The organism is Symbiobacterium terraclitae (assembly GCF_017874315.1).
Lineage (GTDB): Bacteria > Bacillota > Sulfobacillia > Symbiobacteriales > Symbiobacteriaceae > Symbiobacterium > Symbiobacterium terraclitae.
The window spans coordinates 40796-58327 of the sequence record NZ_JAGGLG010000002.1 but is presented as its reverse complement, the minus strand read 5'-3'; the positions used below and the strand labels follow the sequence as shown (position 1 = coordinate 58327).

The following is a 17532-nucleotide window of genomic DNA, read 5'->3' as shown; positions in this document are numbered from 1 at the left end:
TCCGGTCAGAGAATCACGCTTAGGACGCATGTGACCGGGGAGGACGACGACATGGGATTCCCGCTCTTGCTGGCGCTGGCCCTGATTGCCACCGGCCTGCTGTTCATGGCGGCGGAGGCCCGGGCCCGGCGCCGGCACGCGTCAGGCCGGCGCCCGCAGGGCCCGATGCTGGCCGGCGGCCCGGACATGGAGCTGGCCGAGGAGGTGGCGCCCGGTCCGGCCGCCGAGCCGGCCCTCGAGCCTCCGGCCGCGCCGCCGCCTGATCCGGGCACCCTCGACCAGGCCTTCGAGGCGGACGCGGCGGACGACTGGGAACAGGCGCCGGAACCGGAGCAGCCGGACGTCGTCGAGGCCGCCGACGACGGCCCGGGGGTCCTGCGTGTGCGCTGGGAACTGTGCGGCAGGGGCGAGGAGCGGCTGCGGACCATGCTGGGGGAGAGGCGGTTCCGGGCCACGCAGCCCTGCCTGCGGGTGTTCGACACCGTGGGCGGTCAGGTGCACGCAGCAGACCTCTCCTTTCCCGGCGACGGCACCGTGGTGCGCGGCCTCCAGCCGGGACGCCGCTACGTGGTCGCACTGGAGCGGCGCTCGCCCGAGGGCGACCGCTACCTCATCGCCCTCTCGGCGCCGGTCGAGGCCTGATGCAGCGGCGCCGCCAGGTTTCGACAGGTTTCGCCCACCCGGGCTGCTATACTGTGGGGGCAGCCAGTCTGCCCCCATCCTGTTGTTTCTGCGGCATGATTCGTCCTTTTCCTATTGACACGCTTCACCTTGGTAAAGTATCATAGTGCCCAAGTCTGTGAATCTTACAGCGTCATCCCTCCCGGGCACGTCACGGGGAGCATCGCCACCGCGCCGGAACACCAGCTCTGGGCCGCCCGCACCCTCGGGCGCCCTTCTCGTTTTCGCCATCGCCAGACCGTTTCCGAAATGGAGGCGTCTTCATGGATTTCGTCCTGTACTTCCTGCTGCCCGTCTGTCAACAGGGTCTGGTCTGGGGGCTGGTCGCCCTGGGCGTCTGGATGACGTTCAGGGTGGTCAACGTGCCCGACCTGACGGTTGACGGAACCCTGACCACCGGCGCGGCCACCGCCGCACGCCTGCTCACGCTCGGGGTCCACCCGCTTCCCGCCACCCTGGCCGGGTTCCTGACCGGCGCCGCCGGCGGCGCCATCACCGGGCTCATCCACACCAGGCTGAAGGTGCAGCCGCTCCTGGCCAGCATCATCACCATGACAGGCCTCTATTCGATCAACCTGCGCATCATGGGGCGCTCCAACATCGCCCTCTTCAACCTCAGGACGCTGGTGCCGGACGACGATTGGGCCCAGCTGGCCCTCTTCGCCGTCATCGCGGGGCTGCTGGTACTGGTCCTCAACCTGTTCTTCCGCACCGAGCTGGGCCTGGCCCTGCGGGCCACGGGCGACAACGACGCCATGGTGCGCATGCTGGGCGTGAGCAGCGACTCGATGCGGCTGCTGGCCTTCACGCTCTCCAACGGCATCGTGGGGCTGGGCGGCGCCCTGGTGGCGCAGTACAGCGGGTTTGCGGACGCCCAGATGGGCATCGGCACCATCGTGGCGGCGCTGGCGGCCCTGATCATCGGCGAGACGCTCTTCGGCACCCCCACCGTGGCGCGGGCCACCGTCTCGGCCCTGCTGGGCTCCATCATATACCGTGCGCTCTTCGCCCTGGCGCTCAGGGCCGGCTTCCAGGCCAGCGACCTGAAGCTGGTCACGGCTGCGCTGGTGGTCCTCGCACTCTCCGTGCCGCAGATCAAGAAGACGGTGCGCCTTGCGGAAGGGGGGGAGGCCCGGTGACCGGACTCTCCATCGAGGGGCTGCAGAAGACGTTCTTCCCCGGGACGGTCAACGAGGTGAAGGCGCTGCGGGGCATCGACCTGCACCTGGCGCCCGGCGAGTTCGTCACGGTGGTCGGGTCCAACGGCGCCGGCAAGTCGACCCTGCTCAACTCCATCGCCGGGGTCATCACGCCCGACCGGGGGAGGATCCTGCTGGAGGGCGTCGACGTCACCCGGCAGTCGGAGGTGGAGCGGGCCCGGCGCATCGGCCGGGTGCTGCAGAACCCCCTGGCGGGCACCGCCCCGAGCCTGACCGTGGCGGAGAACCTCGCCCTGGCCCTCGCCCGGGGGCGCAGCCGGGGGCTCCGGTGGGCGCTGAACGCGGGGAGGCGCCGGCAGTTCGCGGAGGAGCTGGCCCACCTGGGGCTCGGCCTGGAGAAGCGGCTGGACGACCGGGTCGGCCTGCTCTCGGGTGGCCAGCGGCAGGCCCTGAGCCTCCTGATGGCCACCCTGCAGCGCCCGGACATCCTGCTTCTGGACGAGCACACCGCCGCCCTGGACCCGCGCGCCGCATCGCTCATCGCCGACCTGACCAACCGCTGGGTACGGCAGCACCGGCTGACGACCCTGATGATCACCCACAACCTGGAGCAGGCCATCCGGCTGGGTGACCGGCTGATCATGATGCACGAGGGGCGCATCCTGTTCACCGTCGGCGGCGCCGAGAAGCAGAGCCTCACCATCGACGGCCTGCGCAGCGCCTTCGAGCGGGTGCGGGGCGAGGGGTTCAACTACGACCGGGCCGTGCTGGCCGACTAGGCGGTTCTCCCTTCGCGGGGGTTCCCATATAGAGAGAGTTTCAGAGCGACAGAGGAGGGCGATCCGCCGTGCGTCGAGTGCTTGCAGTGCTTCTCACCGCCATGCTCGTGCTGGCCGGGTGTGGCGGGGGCTCATCGCAGCCCCAGGGTTCCGGCAGCAGCTCCGGGTCGGCTTCGAACAGCACCCAGGGCAGCCAGCAGACCGGTTCGGGCCAGCAGAACACGGCGGGGCCGATCCAGATCGGCCTCACCCAGATCGTGGAGCACCCGGCGCTGGACGCAACCCGGCAGGGCATCATCGACGGGCTGGCTGAGGCCGGGTACGTGGACGGCCAGCAGATCAAGATCGAGTTCCAGTCGGCCCAGGGCGAGCCCACGATCGCGCAGCAGATCGCGGAGAAGTTCGTGGCCGACAAGAAAGACCTGATCATCGCCATCGCCACGCCCAGCGCGCAGGCGGCGGTCCAGGCGACGAAGAGCAACCCGATCCCCGTGATCTTCAGCGCCATCACGGACCCGGTGGGGGCCGGCCTGGTGGCCGATCTGCAGAAGCCCGGCGGCCACGTGACCGGGGCGTCTGACCTGGTGCCGGTCAAGGTGCAGATGGAGCTCTTCCAGCGGCTGGGGATCGACGTCGCAAACCTCGGCGTCATCTACAACGCCGGCGAGGCCAACTCCGTGGCCCTGATGAACGACATCCGGGCGGCTGCCGGCGAGCTGGGGCTAAGCGTCGTCGAGGCCATGGTGGCCAACGCCGCTGAGGTGCAGCAGGCGGCCCAGTCGCTGGTGGGCCGGGTTGACGGGCTCTACCTCATCACCGACAACACCCTCGCCCAGGGCGTCGCCTCGGTCATCGAGATCGCGAACTCCCGGAAGATCCCGGCGATCTCCTCGGTGGAGAGCTACGTCGAGCAGGGCGCCCTGGCGACCCTCGGGCTGAACTACTACCTGCACGGCAAGCTGACGGCCGAGATCATCGTCGACGTGCTGGAGGGCAGGAACCCGGGCGACCTGCCCGTGCGGTACAACGAGGACCTCACCCTGATGGTCAACACGAAGACCGCGGAGATCCTCGGCCTCGACATCCCGGCGGCTGTGCTGGAGGAGGCCCAGAAGGTCGGCGAGTGACACGGAACGGAAAACGGCGCTCCCCGCGACCGCACTGCGGTCAAGGGGAGCGCTTTCTCATATCCACAGGTCCTGTCTCCAGATACTAGCCAGGTGCTGGTGCATACGTCCCTGCGAACGGGCAGGCGACGCATGCTGCCCACTCGTGCCAGGCTCTTGTAGCCCGAGTAACCACAATCTCAAGGGAGGCATGCCAGAATGCGGTTGGTGGGCAAGGTGGCGTTGATTACGGGAGCGGGTGCAGGGATTGGCCGGGAGATCGCCCTGCGCTTTGCGGCGGAGGGGGCTCGGGTCGTGGTATCGGACATCGCCGGTGAGAAGGTATCCCAGGTGGTGCAGCAGATCACGGCGGCCGGCGGGACGGCCGCGGGCATCGTAGCCGACGTCGCCCGTGAGGACGAGGTGAACCGCATGGTGGACGCCGCCGTGGAGACCTACGGCCGGCTGGACGTGCTCGTCAACAACGCCGGTGTGGTGGACCGCATCATGCCGGCGGGCGAAATGGAGACCGAACTGTGGCGCAGGGTGCTGACCATCAACCTCGACGGCCCGTTCTATGCCTGCCGGCGCGCCCTCGGCACGATGGTGAAGCAGGGCAGCGGGGTCATCGTCAACGTCTCTTCCGTGGCCGGCGTCACCGGTGGGCGGGGCGGCGCGGCCTACACCGCCTCGAAGCACGGGCTGATCGGCCTCTCGAAGTCCATCGCCCAGTTCTACGGCAGCAAGGGCATCCGCTGCAACGTGCTCTGCCCGGGCGCAGTCGGCACGGGCATCAGCCTGGGCGGACCTCCCCACGAGGAGGGACTCCAGCGGTTGATGAAGATCAACGAGCTGAACCCCAGGGTCGCGGCGCCGAGCGAGATCGCAGAGGTGGCGCTCTTCCTGGCCTCGGACGCTTCCAGCTTCGTCACCGGCGCCACGCTCGTGGCTGACGGCGGCTGGACCGTGCTATAGCCGTCAACCGCGGCGCTCTGCTCCGGCCGGGTCGACGATGGCCCCCAGGAACAGCGTGACGCCGGTGCGGTCGTCGCGGATCGCCAGCAGGAAGGGCCGGTCCAGCACCACCTCGGGCAGCGCCCGGGGCGGCGCGCTGCCGGACCTCGTGCTCACCGCGGTTGCGGCGGCCGCCTCGGTGCCCTCCTCGTTGATCTCCAGGAAGGTGTTCTGAATGACCCAGTCGATGTACAGGGGCTCGCTGGCCTCGAACAGCCCGCTGAAGTCGGCCCGCTGGGGGTCGAAGGCCCGCTCCATGCCCAGCGCCATCAGCGCGTCGTTGAGCTCGTGCCGGTCGGTCAGCCGAACCTTCGGGAAGGCCAGCCGGACCCGCTCCTCCGCCATGGCGGCAACCCAGCCCTGATACCGCTCGGGGGTGAGCCCTTCGACGAAGCCCTCCCATTCGTCCGGCATGAAGACGTACAGTGCGAGGTCGCCCCCGCCGTAGGGCAGGCGCACGCCCACGAGCCCCTCCTCCGCCAGGTAGCCGAAGGTCTCCGTCTGGTGCATGAACGGAACCTCTGCCTCGGTCCCGTCCAGCCGGTGGAAGGGCCGGGGCTCCGTGCGGCCGGGATTGAACTGCTTCTCCCACTCGCCCTTGAAGTAGAGGGCGTTCACCAGCACCATGCGCAGATCGGCGTGGGTCTCCTGGACCAGCTGGGCAATGCGCCCGCGGGTACGGCGGGACACCCATCGGTTGATGGCGGCGGCGGCCTCCGGCGTGCCAAAGCGGGTCGCCTGCACCTCAGCCCCGTACTCGCCCTCGGCCACCCGGCGGAAGGACGGCTCCACGGCGAAACCGCTCTGGTACCAGATGGCGTTGGCCGTGGAGATCGCCACCCGGGGGTCGGGATCGGCCAGCAGCCCCCGCAGGTCCTGGTTGGCGGCGTTGACCGCGGCCAGGTCCATGCCGCCGTAGCCCAGCGCCTCGAGCATCTCCGCCTGCGTCGCGCCCCTGGCGCCGTTGGCGGTGAGGCCCAGGATCACCTGGGCGCTGAGGGGCGAGAGGAACAGGTTCTCGCCCGGCCGCGCCGCGGCGACCGCCTGCAGCAGGCTGACGCCGAAGCGGTCAGCGGCCTGCGCCAGCGCGGGATCCACCGAGGCGGGGCGGGGCGGATGCGCCGCCAGCCCGGCCACCCCGCAGCCGCTCAGGAGCAGCGCCGCCAGCAGGGCTGCGGCGAGCGGGGCCAACACAGCACGTCTCCGGTCCGGTATCCGCATGCCGCGCACCCCCTACGCCGGATCGACGATCGCGCCCAGGAAGAGGGTGATGCCTGTGCGGTCGTCACGGATGGCCAGCAGGAACGGCCGGTCCAGCACGACCACCGGAGGCGGGTCGACGGGCGCGCTGGTGAGGGTGACGCCGACCCCGGTTGCAGCCGCCGCCTCCGTCCCCTCCTCGTTGATCTCCAGGAAGGTCTTCTGGATCACCCGGCTGATGTAAAGCGCCGGGCTGTCGGTGAACAGGCCGGTCAGGTCGGCCTGCCCGGGCACGAAGGCCCGCTGCATGCCCATGGCCATCAGGGGCTCCACCAGCTCGGCCCGGTCGGTCAGTTTCACCTTAGGCACGGCGAGTTGGATGCGCCGGTGGCCCATCGCGGCGATCCAGTCCGCGTACCGCTCGGGGGTGAGCCCCTCCACAAAGCCCTCCCACTCGTCAGGCATGAACAGGTAGAGCGCCAGGTCGCCCTGGCCGTAGGGCAGGCGAACCCCGGTGAGCCCCTCCTCGCTCAGGTAGCCGAAGCCGTTCGTCTGGTGCATGAAGGGGATCTCCCTGGTGGCACCTCCGGGCAGGTGGAAGGGGCGCTCGCTGGTCAGGGCAGGATCGAACGGCTGCTGCCACGTCCCCTTGAAGTAGAGCGCGTTTACGAGCCACATCCGGTCGTCCTCGCGCGTCCGGTCCACCAGCTGCGGGATCCGGCCGCGGGTCTGATCGGAGACCCAGCGGTTGATGGCCTCGGCCGCTGCGGGCTGGCCGAAGGTGGTCTCGCTCACCTGCGCCCCGTACTGCTGCGTGGCCACGCTCAGGAAGTCGGGGGCCACCGTGATGCCCCTCTGATGCCAGACGGCGTTGGCCGTGGTCAGCTCGACCTTCTCGCCGGGGTGGGCCATGATGCCGCGCAGGTCGCGCATGCCCTGGTTGACGGCCTCCAGGGCCATGTCGCCGTAGCCGAGGGCGCTGAGCATCTCCTGCTGCGTCTCGCCCCGGGCGCCGTTGGCGGCAAGGGTGAGGATCACCTGCGCGCTGGCGGGCGACAGGAAGAGGTTCTCCCCGGGCCGCTGTGCGTACACCGCCCGCAGCAGGCGGACGCCGAAGCGGTCGGCGGCCCTGGCCAGCTCCGGGTTCACCGATTCGGGGCGGGGCGGGGGAGCCGCCAGCCCCGCGTTGCCGGGGCCGGGCAGCGTGCTGCCGCACGCCGCCAGGAAGAGTCCCAGGAACAGAAGCGCTGTCGGTGCCCGCAGGATCGTCGGGATAATCATCTTCGCACCTCCTGTACCGTGCGCTCGTCCGCACGTCACCGGCCGCTCCGGCCGGGGTCCCTCACCGCGCTCAGGAAGAGCAGGGCGCCGGTCTCATCGTCACGGATCGCCACCAGGAACGGCCGGTTGGTCAACTTCTCCCCCTCGCCGTCCCGCTCCATGAAGAGGAGCGTGCGCCGGGCTCCGGCGGCGGTGGTGAAGGTGCCGCCCCGGGTCAGCTTCGGGTCGAAGGCCTCGCTCCATGCACCCCTGAAGTAGAGCGCGCTGGCCAACACCACCACCGTGTTGCCGCCAAGGGTCTCCTCGAATAGTTTCTCAATCCTGGCCCTGGTCTGTTCGGCCGCGGGCGTCGAGCCGGCGTGCGCGCCAGCTGACGGGCGAGAGAGGCGGCGCCCAGGCGGGCGTCATCATGGCGCGCTCGCCTCCCACCCCTGAGACGGGGCGAGGCGGCCGCTGCGTTTCAGGCGGGCACGGACAGGTCCGGTCATGCAGAACCCCGGAGGCGCCACCGCCTCCGGGGATTCCTCTCCACATGGTACGCTTTGTCAGCTCGCGCGCTTCAGCGGCTTCACCGCCGTCAGGTGCCGCCTGCAGGTGATGAGGGCGTGGCGCCCCACCAGCGCGATGGCGCCGTGCAGGAGGCCGAAGGCGACCAGCGCCAGGGGGTGGCCGTACCCGCGGACGGCCAGGTAGACGTTCAGCACCAGCCCGGCGATCAGCTCCACCCAGATCGCGAGCTTGACCAACTCGCGGTTCAGGTGCGGCTGGCGCGCCCCGCGCAGGAGGAAGACGCCCAGCACCGCGACGATCGCCCCGATGAAGAAGACGCCGTCCGCCAGCTGGCCGTCGGCATCCAGCGCGAGCCCGACGCGCGGCAGCACCCACGAGACGAGCAACGGGTTGAACAGGAACGCCATGAGCAAATACAGGGCCCCCACCCCGTACATCCAGCCGCTCAGGTAGCGCATCCCCCACACCTCTCCCACTCAGAGCGGTAGTTTGTCTTTCGAATATACCAGAAGATTCTCTGGATGTCGAGGGGGGAATAGGGTTTTCTACCTAGGGCGTTCACCCGGGATCTAGGGCGTCCAATGTAGACCGGGATGGTCCGCCGTGCCGCGGGCCGTCAGCGCTGCGGCACCTGCTCCTGGCGCCAGAACAGCCGATTCAGCAGCAAGGCCCAGATGTAGCCGCCGGCCACCTTGGCCAGGAACTGGCCTGCCACGATGGTGGGCATGAGCATGCCGAAGGCCAGCGTGGGGAAGACCACGGAATCCACCGCGGCCGACACCGTGTTGGATCCGTTCACGCGCCGCAGCTTGGGCTGGTGGCGCATCAGGTGGTACACGACGGTATCGGCGGCGCCGGCGGCGGCGAAGGCGACGAACGAGGCCAGGGCGATCCGGCCGGCGTCGCGGTTGAGCACCCAGGAAAGCACGGAGCCGGCCAGGATCAGCAGGGCCATCTTGGCCCAGAGGTGCTTGCCCTCCCACCGCTCGTGCAGCGCGTCCCGGGTGGTGATGTCCAGGCCGATGAAGAGGAACGAGTTGATGATGCTGACGTAAGGGCCAAAGTAGGCCACCGAGAGGTTGGCGGCCACGATCGCCGCGAGGTACAGCAGAATGAGCATTCGCTTCGACTCCTTCAGGCGTCTTTCACGATGGACCGGGACTCGGCGGTCGTGCGGGTCGCGGCCTATCAGGAGAGAGTCTACCGCACCGCGCACCCATTCGTCCAGAACCTGGTCGAGGCCTGGGGCCGTGACCGGGTTCCGCAGGCGCCCCACAGGAAGACGGGCCCCGTCTGGCGAATACTGCCCGCTAGCACAGCCCGAGGGGGAACACGATGCCCGGTCGAGTGCACGAACTGGACGTACTCCGAGCGGTATCCGCAATCGCGGTAGTCCTCATACACGTCACCGCCGCTCCCATGGCGGCCCTGCCCGTCGACGCTCCGTCCTTCCTGGCCACCAGCCTGATCAACCAGTGGAGCCGGTTCTCCATTCCGGCCTTCGTCCTGATCACAGGCGTCGTGCTGTTTCACACGTACGGGCCGCAGCGGGCCGATGGCGGCGCCCAGGCGGCGTTCGACACCCGCAGGTACCTGTACCGGCGGTTCCAGGCCATCGGCGTTCCCTACCTGGTCTGGACGGCGCTCTACCTGCTGTTCCGGGCGCCGATCGAGGGGAGCTGGGCGCAGCTGCCGGCCACCTTCGTGCTGGCCACCTTCCAGGGAACGGCCATGTACCAGCTCTACTACATCGTCCTCGTGTTTCAGTTCTACCTGCTCTTCCCGCTGGTCCGGGGCCTCGGCCGGAGCCGAGCGCTCGGCTGGATCGTCGCCGGCGCCCTGCTCCTGCAGGGCGTGCTGATGTGGGACACCTTCTACGGCCTCTTCACCAACCAGGTCACGAACCCCTGGCTGGTCGGCCTGCTCCGGTTCCGCGACCGGCTCTTCCCCTGGTGGATCGGCTACTTCGCCGTCGGGGTGTGGACCGCAGCCAACCTGCGCCGGGTGCTGACGGCCTGCCGCCGGCTGCTCTGGCCCCTCACCGGGTTGGCCGCCGCCCTCCTGGCCTGGATGATGGTGGAGTACATGGGCCTGATGGCGAACGGTGCGAGCGTGGGCTTTGCCGCCTCGGGCTTCCGGCCCACCGCCTACCTCTACTCCCTGGTCGCTTCCTTCGCCCTGCTGGGCTTCGGCGGGTGGGTCACGGAGCAGGATAACCCCGTGAGCAGGCTGCTGCTGGCGCTGGGCAACCACTCCTTCGGCATCTTCCTGGTCCACCCGCTCGTGCTGGAGGTCCTCCTCCGCCTCCTCCGGCCGCTGAGCCTGAGCCCGGCCCCGTACCTGCTGCTGGTGAGCGCCGCCGTGCTGACGGGGTCGTACTGGCTCAGCCGGGCCATCGCCGCCCTGCCCTTCGGCCACTGGATCGTGGGCCGCACAAGGTAGTATGCCAACCCATGCCCGCTGGGTGGAGCATCCGCCCAGCGGGTTCGCGTCTCTTCCGGTGAAAGGGACCACAGCAACGGCGTCATCCTGAAACTTTCCCCGGGGCTGCCTTGTAGTACAGAGTAGAGCACCAGATGGGGGGCTCGCCGATGGACCGGGACTCGACGATCATCGAACTCTGCCAGCAGGGCCATTCGGCGGGATTCGCTCGCCTGGTCGCAGCCTATCAGGAGAGGGTCTTCCGGACCGCGTACACCTACGTCCAGAACCGGGAAGACGCACAGGATCTTACCCAGGAGGTCTTCCTGCGCACCGTCCGGGCCATCGATTCGCTGGACACAGCGCGGCCGCTCTGGCCGTGGCTCCGGCGGGTGACGACGAACCTCGCGCTGAACCTGCTGAAGAGCCGCAAGGAGCACCTGTCGCTGGAACAGCTGCCCGAGTCCGCCCTGCCGGCCGGGGCGGCGGATGAGCCGGCCTGGACGCTGCTGGACCTGACCCGTGCGCTGGCCGAACTGCCGCCCCTCTGGCGGATCGTGGTGACGCTGCGCCACCAGGAGGACCTCTCCTACGAGGAGATCGCCAGGCTGACCGAGTTGCCCGTCGGAACCGTCAAGACCTACCTGTTCCGGGCCAGGCGCCTCCTGCGAGACCGACTGGCCACCCGGGAGGAGTGATCCCGATGATGCGCTGCGATGACGAACTCGTGCAACTTTACGTCGACGGGGCCCTTCATCCCGCCGAGGCAGCGCTGGTGGAGGCTCACCTGGAGTCGTGCGCGGCGTGCCGCCGCAGGGCCGGCACCTACAAGAGCCTGTACTGGGACCTGAGCCGGCTCGATCGGCTGGCCCCCGCGCCCACCACCGACCCGGACGCCCTCGCGGAGCAGTTGCTGGCGGAGTACCGGCGCCACCAGCCCACCCGTGCCGCGGGTGCCAGGTCGTGGGACCTGTCAACGCTCTGGCTGACCGCCAACCCGGCCGTCACGCGCCCGGCGCGGACGCTGGGCAGCCTGGGCCAGGCCGGGGTGGAGGGGCTGCTGCGGGCCGGAGGGCGCACGCTGCGGGCGCTGCTGCGGCGGCGGAAGGGAGGCGGCTAGACTGCTGACCTTCCTCGAAACGCTGGCCATGGCCACGCTCTGGGCCCTGCTGGTACTGCTGGGGCTCGTCGCCCTGCTCGTCCTCCTGCTCCTGCTCGTACCCTTCGACCTCCGCCTGCGGGTAGAGCCGGACCTGGCGGCGGAAGGATGGGAGGACGCCCTCGCCGGCCGTGCAGAAGGACGCTTCCGCCTGCGCTGGGGCCTGCTGGCCCTCTCCGGCGGGTTCACCTGGCGCAACGGGGATCTGGCCTGGACGGACGTCCGGCTGCTGGGGTTCCGACTGGGCGGCGGCCGGCGCGCGGAAGGCAGTCGGATCCCCTCCGCCCGGGAACGGCGGGAGAAGCCCCGCAGAGAGCCCAGGCGCAGGCGCCGTCCGGATCCGTCCGTGCTGCTCGCCCTCGCCGAGGAGCTGGCCCGGGTGCCCCGTAGGCTCTGGCGCTCGCTGGGGGTCAGGCTGGCCGGCGAGCTGACCTACGGCTTCAGTGACCCCTCCCTCACCGGCCTGTGCGAGGCCCTGCGCTGGGGGGCCGGCCTCGGGCAGTCGCTGCGCCTCCGCCCGGACTTCCTGCGCGCATGTGTGATCGGCTGGGCGGAGCTGTCCGGACGGCTGTATGTTTTCCGGGTGCTCGCCGTCGCCTGGCGGGTACTGCGCAGGCGGGAGATCTGGAACTACCTGGTGGGCCAGGTTCGCCTCCGGCCCCTGCGGCAAATCCTACTACAAGGAGGATCATGACATGGCTGTGGAGATCATGGATTCGGTGATCGCGGCCCTGGAGAAGCACCTGAGCACCAAGACGGTCGTGGGAGAGCCCATCACCATGGGTTCCGTCACGCTGATCCCGGTCGTGGACCTGATGTTCGGCTTCGGCGCCGGGGGCGGTGAGGGCCGGGACGAGAAGCAGGGGGGCTCCGGCAGCGGCGGCGGGGCAGGCGCACGCCTGTCCGCCCGTGCGGTGATCGTCGTGCGGGACGGCGACGTCTCGGTCCTGCCCCTGGGCAAGGGCGGCGCCATCGACAGGATCGTCGAGGCGATTCCGGGGCTCGTGGAGAAGATCGGCTCCATCAAGGGCAAGGAGAAGAGCGAGGACGGGAAGGCCGAGGAGTAGCGCTTCCCGCGAGCAGGGCCCGCCCCAGAGGCGGGCCCTGTCGCGCTTTACCCGATCCGCCGGGCGACCTCGGCGGCCATGGCCGCGGTGCCCAGCACGGCGGTGCCCGGCACCTTGATGTCGCCGGTCCGGAAGCCCTCCTCCAGCACCCGGACAACCGCCCGCTCCACGGCCAAGGCGGCCTCCTCCTGTCCCAGGGAGTGGCGCAGCAGCATGGCGCCGCAGAGGATCGCGGCCAGCGGGTTGGCCAGGTCCCGGCCGGCGATGTCGGGGGCGGAGCCGTGGATCGGCTCGTAGAAGCCCTTGGGCAGGCCCAGCCGGTTCTGCGCGGCCCCGAGCGAGGCCGAGGGCAGGAGGCCGATGGAGCCGGTCAGCATGGCCGCCTCGTCCGAAAGGAAGTCGCCGAAGAGGTTGGAGGCCAGCATCACGTCGAAGTCGCCGGGCCGGCGCAGAATCTGCATCGCGGCGTTGTCGGCCAGAAGGTGCTCCACCTCGACGTCCGGGAACTCCCGCGCGACCTCGTCGACCACCGTCCGCCAGAGCCGTCCGGCCTCCATCACGTTGGCCTTGTCGACGGAGGTGACCTTCCGCCGGCGCCCGCGGGCGATGGTGAAGCCCATGCGGGCGATGCGGGCGATCTCGGCGTCTGTGTACACCTCGGTGTTCACGCCCCGGCGGGTGCCGTCCTCCAGCGTGGTGATGCCCCGGGGCTCGCCGAAGTAGATGCCCCCCACCAGCTCCCGCACGATGATGAAGTCGACCCCGCCGCCGATGATCTCGTTCTTGAGGGGCGAGGCGTCCCGCAGCGGCGGGTAGAGCAGGATGGGCCGCAGGTTGGCGTAGAGGTCGTAGCGCTTGCGGATCGCCAGCAGCGCGGCCTCAGGGCGGTGCTCCCACGGGAGCCCGTCGTACTGCGGACCGCCCACCGCTCCGAAGAGGATGGCGTCTGCGGCGTCGCAGGCTTCCCGGGTCTCGTCGGGGAACGGGGTTCCCGCAGCGTCGTACGCGGCGCCGCCCACCGGGTGGGCGGAGAACTCGAGCGCAAAGCCGTAGGCAGCGGCGGCTGCCTCCAGCACCGTGACCGCCCCCCGGGTGACCTCGGGGCCGATGCCGTCACCGGGGAGGCAGGCGATGCGATAGGTGGGCCGGGCCAAGCTGGAACACCTCCATGCGTGAGCTTGGGAGAAAGTTTAGCACGCTAAAGGGTTCAAGACAACGCCTTTTCGCCGGCCCGGGCCAGAAAACGGGCCCTGTTCACGATGTACCGCTCGTGGGTGCCGCCGCCGATGCGCTCCCGGTCGTCGAAGGCCTCCACGCGGAAGACCAGTCTGCGGCCCTCCACCGCCTCCAGCGTGGCCACGGCCCGCACCGTCATCCCCGGCGGCGTCGCCGCCACGTGCTCCACGGAGATCCTGGTGCCCACGGTCACCTCGTCCTCCGCCAGGTGCGGGGCCACTGCGCGGGCGGCTGCCTGCTCCATCAGGGCGATCATCATCGGCGTGGCGAAGACGTCGACGGCGCCGCTGCCCACGGCGCTGGCGCAGTTCTCCGGGGTCACCTTCACCGCCGCCTCGGCGCTGAGGCCTGGGGTCAGGGACATGCCATCTCCTCCCGTGCTGTTTTGCCCCCTTATTCGTCCAAACTGTAACCGATCCTGCCTGGCCCCACCGGGCAAAGGAGTTGACCTGCCGTGACCCACCAGTTCGATCCCGCGCACGCCGAGCGCCTGCTGGACGAGGGCAGGCGCGCCTGGCACGACCCGGCGCAGGTCCTGCGCCACCTGAACCTCGAGCGGTGCACCGCCCTGGCCGACGTCGGCTGCGGCCCCGGCTGGTTTGCACTGGAGGCCGCCCGCCGCGTGCCGCCCGGGGGCCGCGTCTACGCCGTCGACCTCAGCCCGGAGATGCTCGCCCTGCTGAGCCGGCGCGCCCGGGCGGCCGGGCTCGAGAACGTCCTGCCCGTGCTCGCCGAGGAGGAGGACGAGTGGCCGGTGCCCACCGGGGCGTGCGCGGCGGCGCTGATCGCGAACGTCTACCACGAGGTTGACCCGGCGTCCATGTTCGTCGGCGAGGTGAAGCGCATCCTGGAGCCGGGCGGCCTCTGCCTGCTGGTGGACTGGAAGCCGGAGGCCACACCTGTGGGGCCGCCGGTCAGCGCGCGGGTCGCCCCCGAGGACGTGGTGGCTGAGTTCACGGCCGCCGGGTTTGACTACGCCGGCCCATGCGACGTGGGGCCGTACTCCTACGGGCTCCGGTTCGTCAAGCCGCGCCAGTAGCCCGTTGAGCCTGGTCCGCCGGGCAATTTGGGACCGATTGCCCATGCCGATAGGCCGGTTGGGGGGTGTTCGCTGCATCCGGTTACCGGGATAATGTGTCCAAGGAGGCGAGGACATTGGACATTGCAGCTCGAGTCGCCGAACTGAAGCCTCACCTGATCGCCACGCGCCGCGATCTCCACCAGCACGCGGAGAGCGGCTGGACCGAGTTCCGGACTGCCACCCACGTCGTCGAGCGGCTGACGGCCCTGGGGTACGAGGTGCACTACGGCCCGGAGGTGCTGAGCCCCGAGCACATGGCAGGGCTGCCGACCCAGGCTGAGCTCGACCGCCACCTGGAGCGCGCCATCACGCAGGGGGCGAACCCGGAGATCGCCCGGAAGATGGCCGGCGGCTACACCGGGGTCGTGGGCATCCTCCGCTGCGGCGAGGGCCCCACCATCGGCATGCGCTTCGACATGGACGCCCTGGACATCACCGAGACCACCGACGAGAGCCACCGCCCCTGCAAGGAGGGCTTCGCCTCCCGGAACCCCGGCGCGATGCACGCCTGCGGCCACGACGCCCACGTCTCCATCGGCCTGGGCGTCGCCCAGTTGCTGGCCGAACTGCGGGACCAGCTGAGGGGCACGGTCAAGCTGATCTTCCAGCCGGCCGAGGAGGGCGTGCGCGGCGCCCGCGCCATGGTCGAGGCCGGCGTCGTCGACGACGTCGACTACCTGCTGGGTGCGCACATCGGCTTCGCCGCCCGGGAGACGGGCATGATCATCACCGGCGGCTCGGGCTTCCTGGCCACCTCGAAGCTGGACGCCATCTTCACCGGCGTCCCCTCACACGCCGGGGCCGCGCCCGAGCAGGGCCGGAATGCGCTCCTGGCGGCGGCCAGCGCCGCCCTCAACCTGCACGCTATCCCCCGCCACTCCGCCGGCGCCTCCCGGATCAACGTCGGCGTGCTGCAGGCCGGCTCCGGCCGCAACGTCACCCCCGCCCACGCCGTCCTGAAGTTGGAGACCCGCGGCGCCACCTCCGAGATCGACGCCTACATGCGGGCCAACGCTGAGCGGGTGATCCGGGCCGCCGCCGAGATGTGGGACGTGAAGGTGGAGATCCGTCCGATGGGCAGCGCCGCCGGCGGCACCAGCGATCCCGAGCTGGCTGAGGTCGTCGGCCACGCTGCGTCCGAGACCCCGTCGGTCACCCGCATCGTGCCGAGCGGGGACCTCGGGGGCAGCGAGGATTATGCCTGGATGATGGAGCGCGTGCAGTCCCGGGGCGGCAAGGCCACCTACATGATGATCGGCACGAAGATCGCCGCGCCGCACCACGACTCCCGCTTCGACATCGACGAGGATGCCCTCCCGATTGGCGTGGAGGTCATGACCCGCACCGTGCTGAAGCTGGCCGGCCGGTAGCGTGAAGGAAAAGCCCGGTCTCAGGGCGGCCCCGCCCCTGCGGCGGGGCCGTCTCGCGCGCACGCGCACGAGGGTTCCGGGCGACGGGCATCATACGCACGCCCGAGGGGGTAGAACCTCCTATGAGTACGGGAAAGCTGGTGACTGCGCACTATAAGCGGTTGCCCACTGTGCTCTATATCGGGTCTACGCGCGTTGCCGGTAGAATGACAGTTGTAGAGTTGCGGCGATGTTATAGGGGGATGCCCCGCCGTTATTTCCCGCGGAACGGGTTCACGCTCCTCCGGAGCGATCATGAAGGACTTCGAGGTGACGAGTCTTGATCAACAACGCCCGGATCCTTGACACGTTCCTGACCCTGGTGACCACCGATTCCAAGACCAAGCAGGAAGGGCGCATGGCGGACCTGCTCCAGTCCCGGCTGGAGGCGATGGGCTTCACGGTGGAGCGCGACAACGCCGGCGAGCTCATCGGCGGCGAGACCGGCAACATCATCGCCAGGCTCAAGGGCACCAGGTCCACCGAGACCCTGCTCCTCTGCGCCCACATGGACCGGGTCAACCCGGGCATCGGCATCAAGCCGCAGGTCAAGGACGGCATCATCACCAGCGACGGCACCACCATCCTGGCCGCCGACGACTGCGCCGGACTGGCTGCGATCCTCGAGGGCATCCAGAGTGCGCTGGAGCAGGGCATCGACCGGCCCGACATCGAGGTGGTCTTCACCATCGCCGAGGAGGGCGGCCTGAACGGCTCCAAGCACCTCGACTACTCGAAGCTGACCGCGAAGCAGGCCTTCATCATCGACTCGTCGACCCCCGTGGGCACGGTGGTCAACCAGGCGCCTGCGCAGACCAAGCTGACCTACCGGATCATCGGCAAGGCCGCGCACGGCGGCGTGGAGCCCGAGAAGGGCGTGAACGCCCTCATCGTCGCCGCCCATGCGCTCACCCGCATGAAGCTGGGCCGCATCGACGAGGAGACCACCGCGAACATCGGCCTGGCCCAGGGCGGCGCCGCGACCAACATCGTCATGGAGACCTTCGAGATGAAGGGCGACGCCCGGTCCCTCGTGATGGAGAAGATGGAGGCCCAGGTCGCCCACATGACCGAGGTCTTCGAGAAGACCGCCGCCGAGTTCGGCGCCCGGGTCGAGGCGGACATCCAGTTCGCGTACGGCCCCGTGAACCTGAAGCCGGGCGATGTGGTGCTCGAGCGGGCCTTCGCGGCGATCCGCCGGGTCGGTCTGCACCCGGAGCTGCGCGCCACGGGCGGCGGCAGCGACGCTAACCTCTTCAACACGAAGGGCATTCAGGCGTGCAACCTCGGCACCGGCTACCGCGGCGCCCACAGCCTGAAGGAGAGCATCCCCGTCTCCGAGCTGGAGAAGATCGGCGCGGTGGTCTATGCACTGATTCAGGAGTACGCCGCCCTATAGGCCTCCCCGAGTGTGAGCGGCGGGGCTCC

19 protein-coding genes and 1 pseudogene are annotated in these 17532 nt (G+C 69.8%); 13 read left to right on the top strand and 7 right to left on the bottom strand.

Translation table 11 applies throughout. The features are described 5' to 3' along the window. Positions 1-51 precede the first annotated feature (51 nt). From J2Z79_RS01725 to J2Z79_RS01705, 5 genes are all read left to right on the top strand, one after another. Positions 52-642, top strand: coding sequence for a hypothetical protein (locus J2Z79_RS01725; RefSeq protein WP_209465127.1), 591 nt, complete (start codon positions 52-54; stop codon positions 640-642). 302 nt (positions 643-944) lie between these two features. Next, on the top strand, positions 945-1820 hold the full coding sequence (locus J2Z79_RS01720) for an ABC transporter permease (RefSeq protein ID WP_209465126.1): 876 nt from the start codon (positions 945-947) through the stop codon (positions 1818-1820). Continuing rightward, the gene (locus tag J2Z79_RS01715; RefSeq protein WP_209465125.1) at positions 1817-2620 is read left to right on the top strand and encodes an ABC transporter ATP-binding protein; all 804 of its coding nucleotides are present in this window, start codon (positions 1817-1819) and stop codon (positions 2618-2620) included. Before J2Z79_RS01720 ends, J2Z79_RS01715 begins: the two co-directional genes overlap by 4 nt. Positions 2621-2688: 68 nt before the next feature. Continuing rightward, a complete protein-coding gene (locus tag J2Z79_RS01710) occupies positions 2689-3747 on the top strand; it encodes an ABC transporter substrate-binding protein (RefSeq protein WP_209465124.1) in 1059 nt (352 codons plus the stop codon). A gap of 198 nt (positions 3748-3945) precedes the next feature. After that, positions 3946-4701: an SDR family NAD(P)-dependent oxidoreductase gene (locus J2Z79_RS01705; RefSeq protein ID WP_209465123.1), complete on the top strand. Its 756-nt coding sequence runs from the start codon at positions 3946-3948 to the stop codon at positions 4699-4701. A 3-nt stretch (positions 4702-4704) separates the two neighbouring features. Here J2Z79_RS01705 and J2Z79_RS01700 read toward each other — a convergent pair whose 3' ends face one another. From J2Z79_RS01700 to J2Z79_RS01680, 5 genes and pseudogenes are all read right to left on the bottom strand, one after another. Beyond that, entirely contained in the window at positions 4705-5961 is a 1257-nt protein-coding gene (locus J2Z79_RS01700) for a serpin family protein (protein ID WP_245301908.1), read from the bottom strand. Positions 5962-5973: 12 nt separating this feature from the next. Continuing rightward, complete coding sequence (locus J2Z79_RS01695) at positions 5974-7221, bottom strand: serpin family protein (RefSeq protein ID WP_245301907.1); 1248 nt, start codon at positions 7219-7221, stop codon at positions 5974-5976. A gap of 35 nt (positions 7222-7256) precedes the next feature. Next, positions 7257-7550, bottom strand: a pseudogene (locus tag J2Z79_RS01690) (serpin family protein); the annotation flags it as partial. 216 nt (positions 7551-7766) lie between these two features. Beyond that, the gene (locus tag J2Z79_RS01685) at positions 7767-8189 is read right to left on the bottom strand and encodes a hypothetical protein (protein ID WP_209465122.1); all 423 of its coding nucleotides are present in this window, start codon (positions 8187-8189) and stop codon (positions 7767-7769) included. 158 nt (positions 8190-8347) lie between these two features. Continuing rightward, entirely contained in the window at positions 8348-8851 is a 504-nt protein-coding gene (locus J2Z79_RS01680; RefSeq protein WP_209465121.1) for a VUT family protein, read from the bottom strand. 215 nt (positions 8852-9066) lie between these two features. Here J2Z79_RS01680 and J2Z79_RS01675 point away from each other — a divergent pair, with 215 nt between their 5' ends. From J2Z79_RS01675 to J2Z79_RS01655, 5 genes are all read left to right on the top strand, one after another. Then, positions 9067-10173 carry an acyltransferase gene (locus tag J2Z79_RS01675; protein ID WP_209465120.1) on the top strand — a complete coding sequence of 369 codons (1107 nt, stop codon included), beginning with the start codon at positions 9067-9069 and terminating at the stop codon, positions 10171-10173. Positions 10174-10322: 149 nt separating this feature from the next. Then, complete coding sequence (locus J2Z79_RS01670) at positions 10323-10850, top strand: RNA polymerase sigma factor (protein ID WP_209465119.1); 528 nt, start codon at positions 10323-10325, stop codon at positions 10848-10850. 5 nt (positions 10851-10855) lie between these two features. Then, entirely contained in the window at positions 10856-11272 is a 417-nt protein-coding gene (locus J2Z79_RS01665; RefSeq protein ID WP_209465118.1) for an anti-sigma factor family protein, read from the top strand. Positions 11273-11300: 28 nt separating this feature from the next. Beyond that, positions 11301-12005, top strand: a complete 705-nt coding sequence (locus J2Z79_RS01660) for a hypothetical protein (protein WP_209465117.1) — start codon at positions 11301-11303, stop codon at positions 12003-12005. 1 nt (position 12006) lies between these two features. Then, positions 12007-12378, top strand: a complete 372-nt coding sequence (locus tag J2Z79_RS01655) for a GerW family sporulation protein (RefSeq protein ID WP_209465116.1) — start codon at positions 12007-12009, stop codon at positions 12376-12378. Positions 12379-12425: 47 nt separating this feature from the next. On the opposite strand, the gene leuB is transcribed toward J2Z79_RS01655, so the two are convergent. Together leuB and J2Z79_RS01645 are read right to left on the bottom strand one after the other, a co-directional pair. Beyond that, entirely contained in the window at positions 12426-13532 is a 1107-nt protein-coding gene (gene leuB, locus J2Z79_RS01650; RefSeq protein WP_209465115.1) for a 3-isopropylmalate dehydrogenase, read from the bottom strand. A 53-nt stretch (positions 13533-13585) separates the two neighbouring features. Beyond that, on the bottom strand, positions 13586-13978 hold the full coding sequence (locus J2Z79_RS01645) for a thioesterase family protein (protein WP_209465114.1): 393 nt from the start codon (positions 13976-13978) through the stop codon (positions 13586-13588). 90 nt (positions 13979-14068) lie between these two features. On the opposite strand from J2Z79_RS01645, the gene J2Z79_RS01640 reads away from it, so the two are divergent. The 3 genes from J2Z79_RS01640 to J2Z79_RS01630 all read left to right on the top strand — a co-directional run bounded on the left by J2Z79_RS01640 (position 14069) and on the right by J2Z79_RS01630 (position 17503). Continuing rightward, a complete protein-coding gene (locus J2Z79_RS01640; RefSeq protein WP_209465113.1) occupies positions 14069-14653 on the top strand; it encodes a class I SAM-dependent methyltransferase in 585 nt (194 codons plus the stop codon). A gap of 116 nt (positions 14654-14769) precedes the next feature. Further along, positions 14770-16065 (top strand): amidohydrolase, encoded by a 1296-nt coding sequence (locus J2Z79_RS01635; protein WP_209465112.1) that lies wholly within the window; start codon positions 14770-14772, stop codon positions 16063-16065. Positions 16066-16384: 319 nt separating this feature from the next. Continuing rightward, the gene (locus J2Z79_RS01630) at positions 16385-17503 is read left to right on the top strand and encodes a M20/M25/M40 family metallo-hydrolase (RefSeq protein ID WP_209465111.1); all 1119 of its coding nucleotides are present in this window, start codon (positions 16385-16387) and stop codon (positions 17501-17503) included. The last annotated feature ends 29 nt before the right edge of the window (positions 17504-17532 follow it).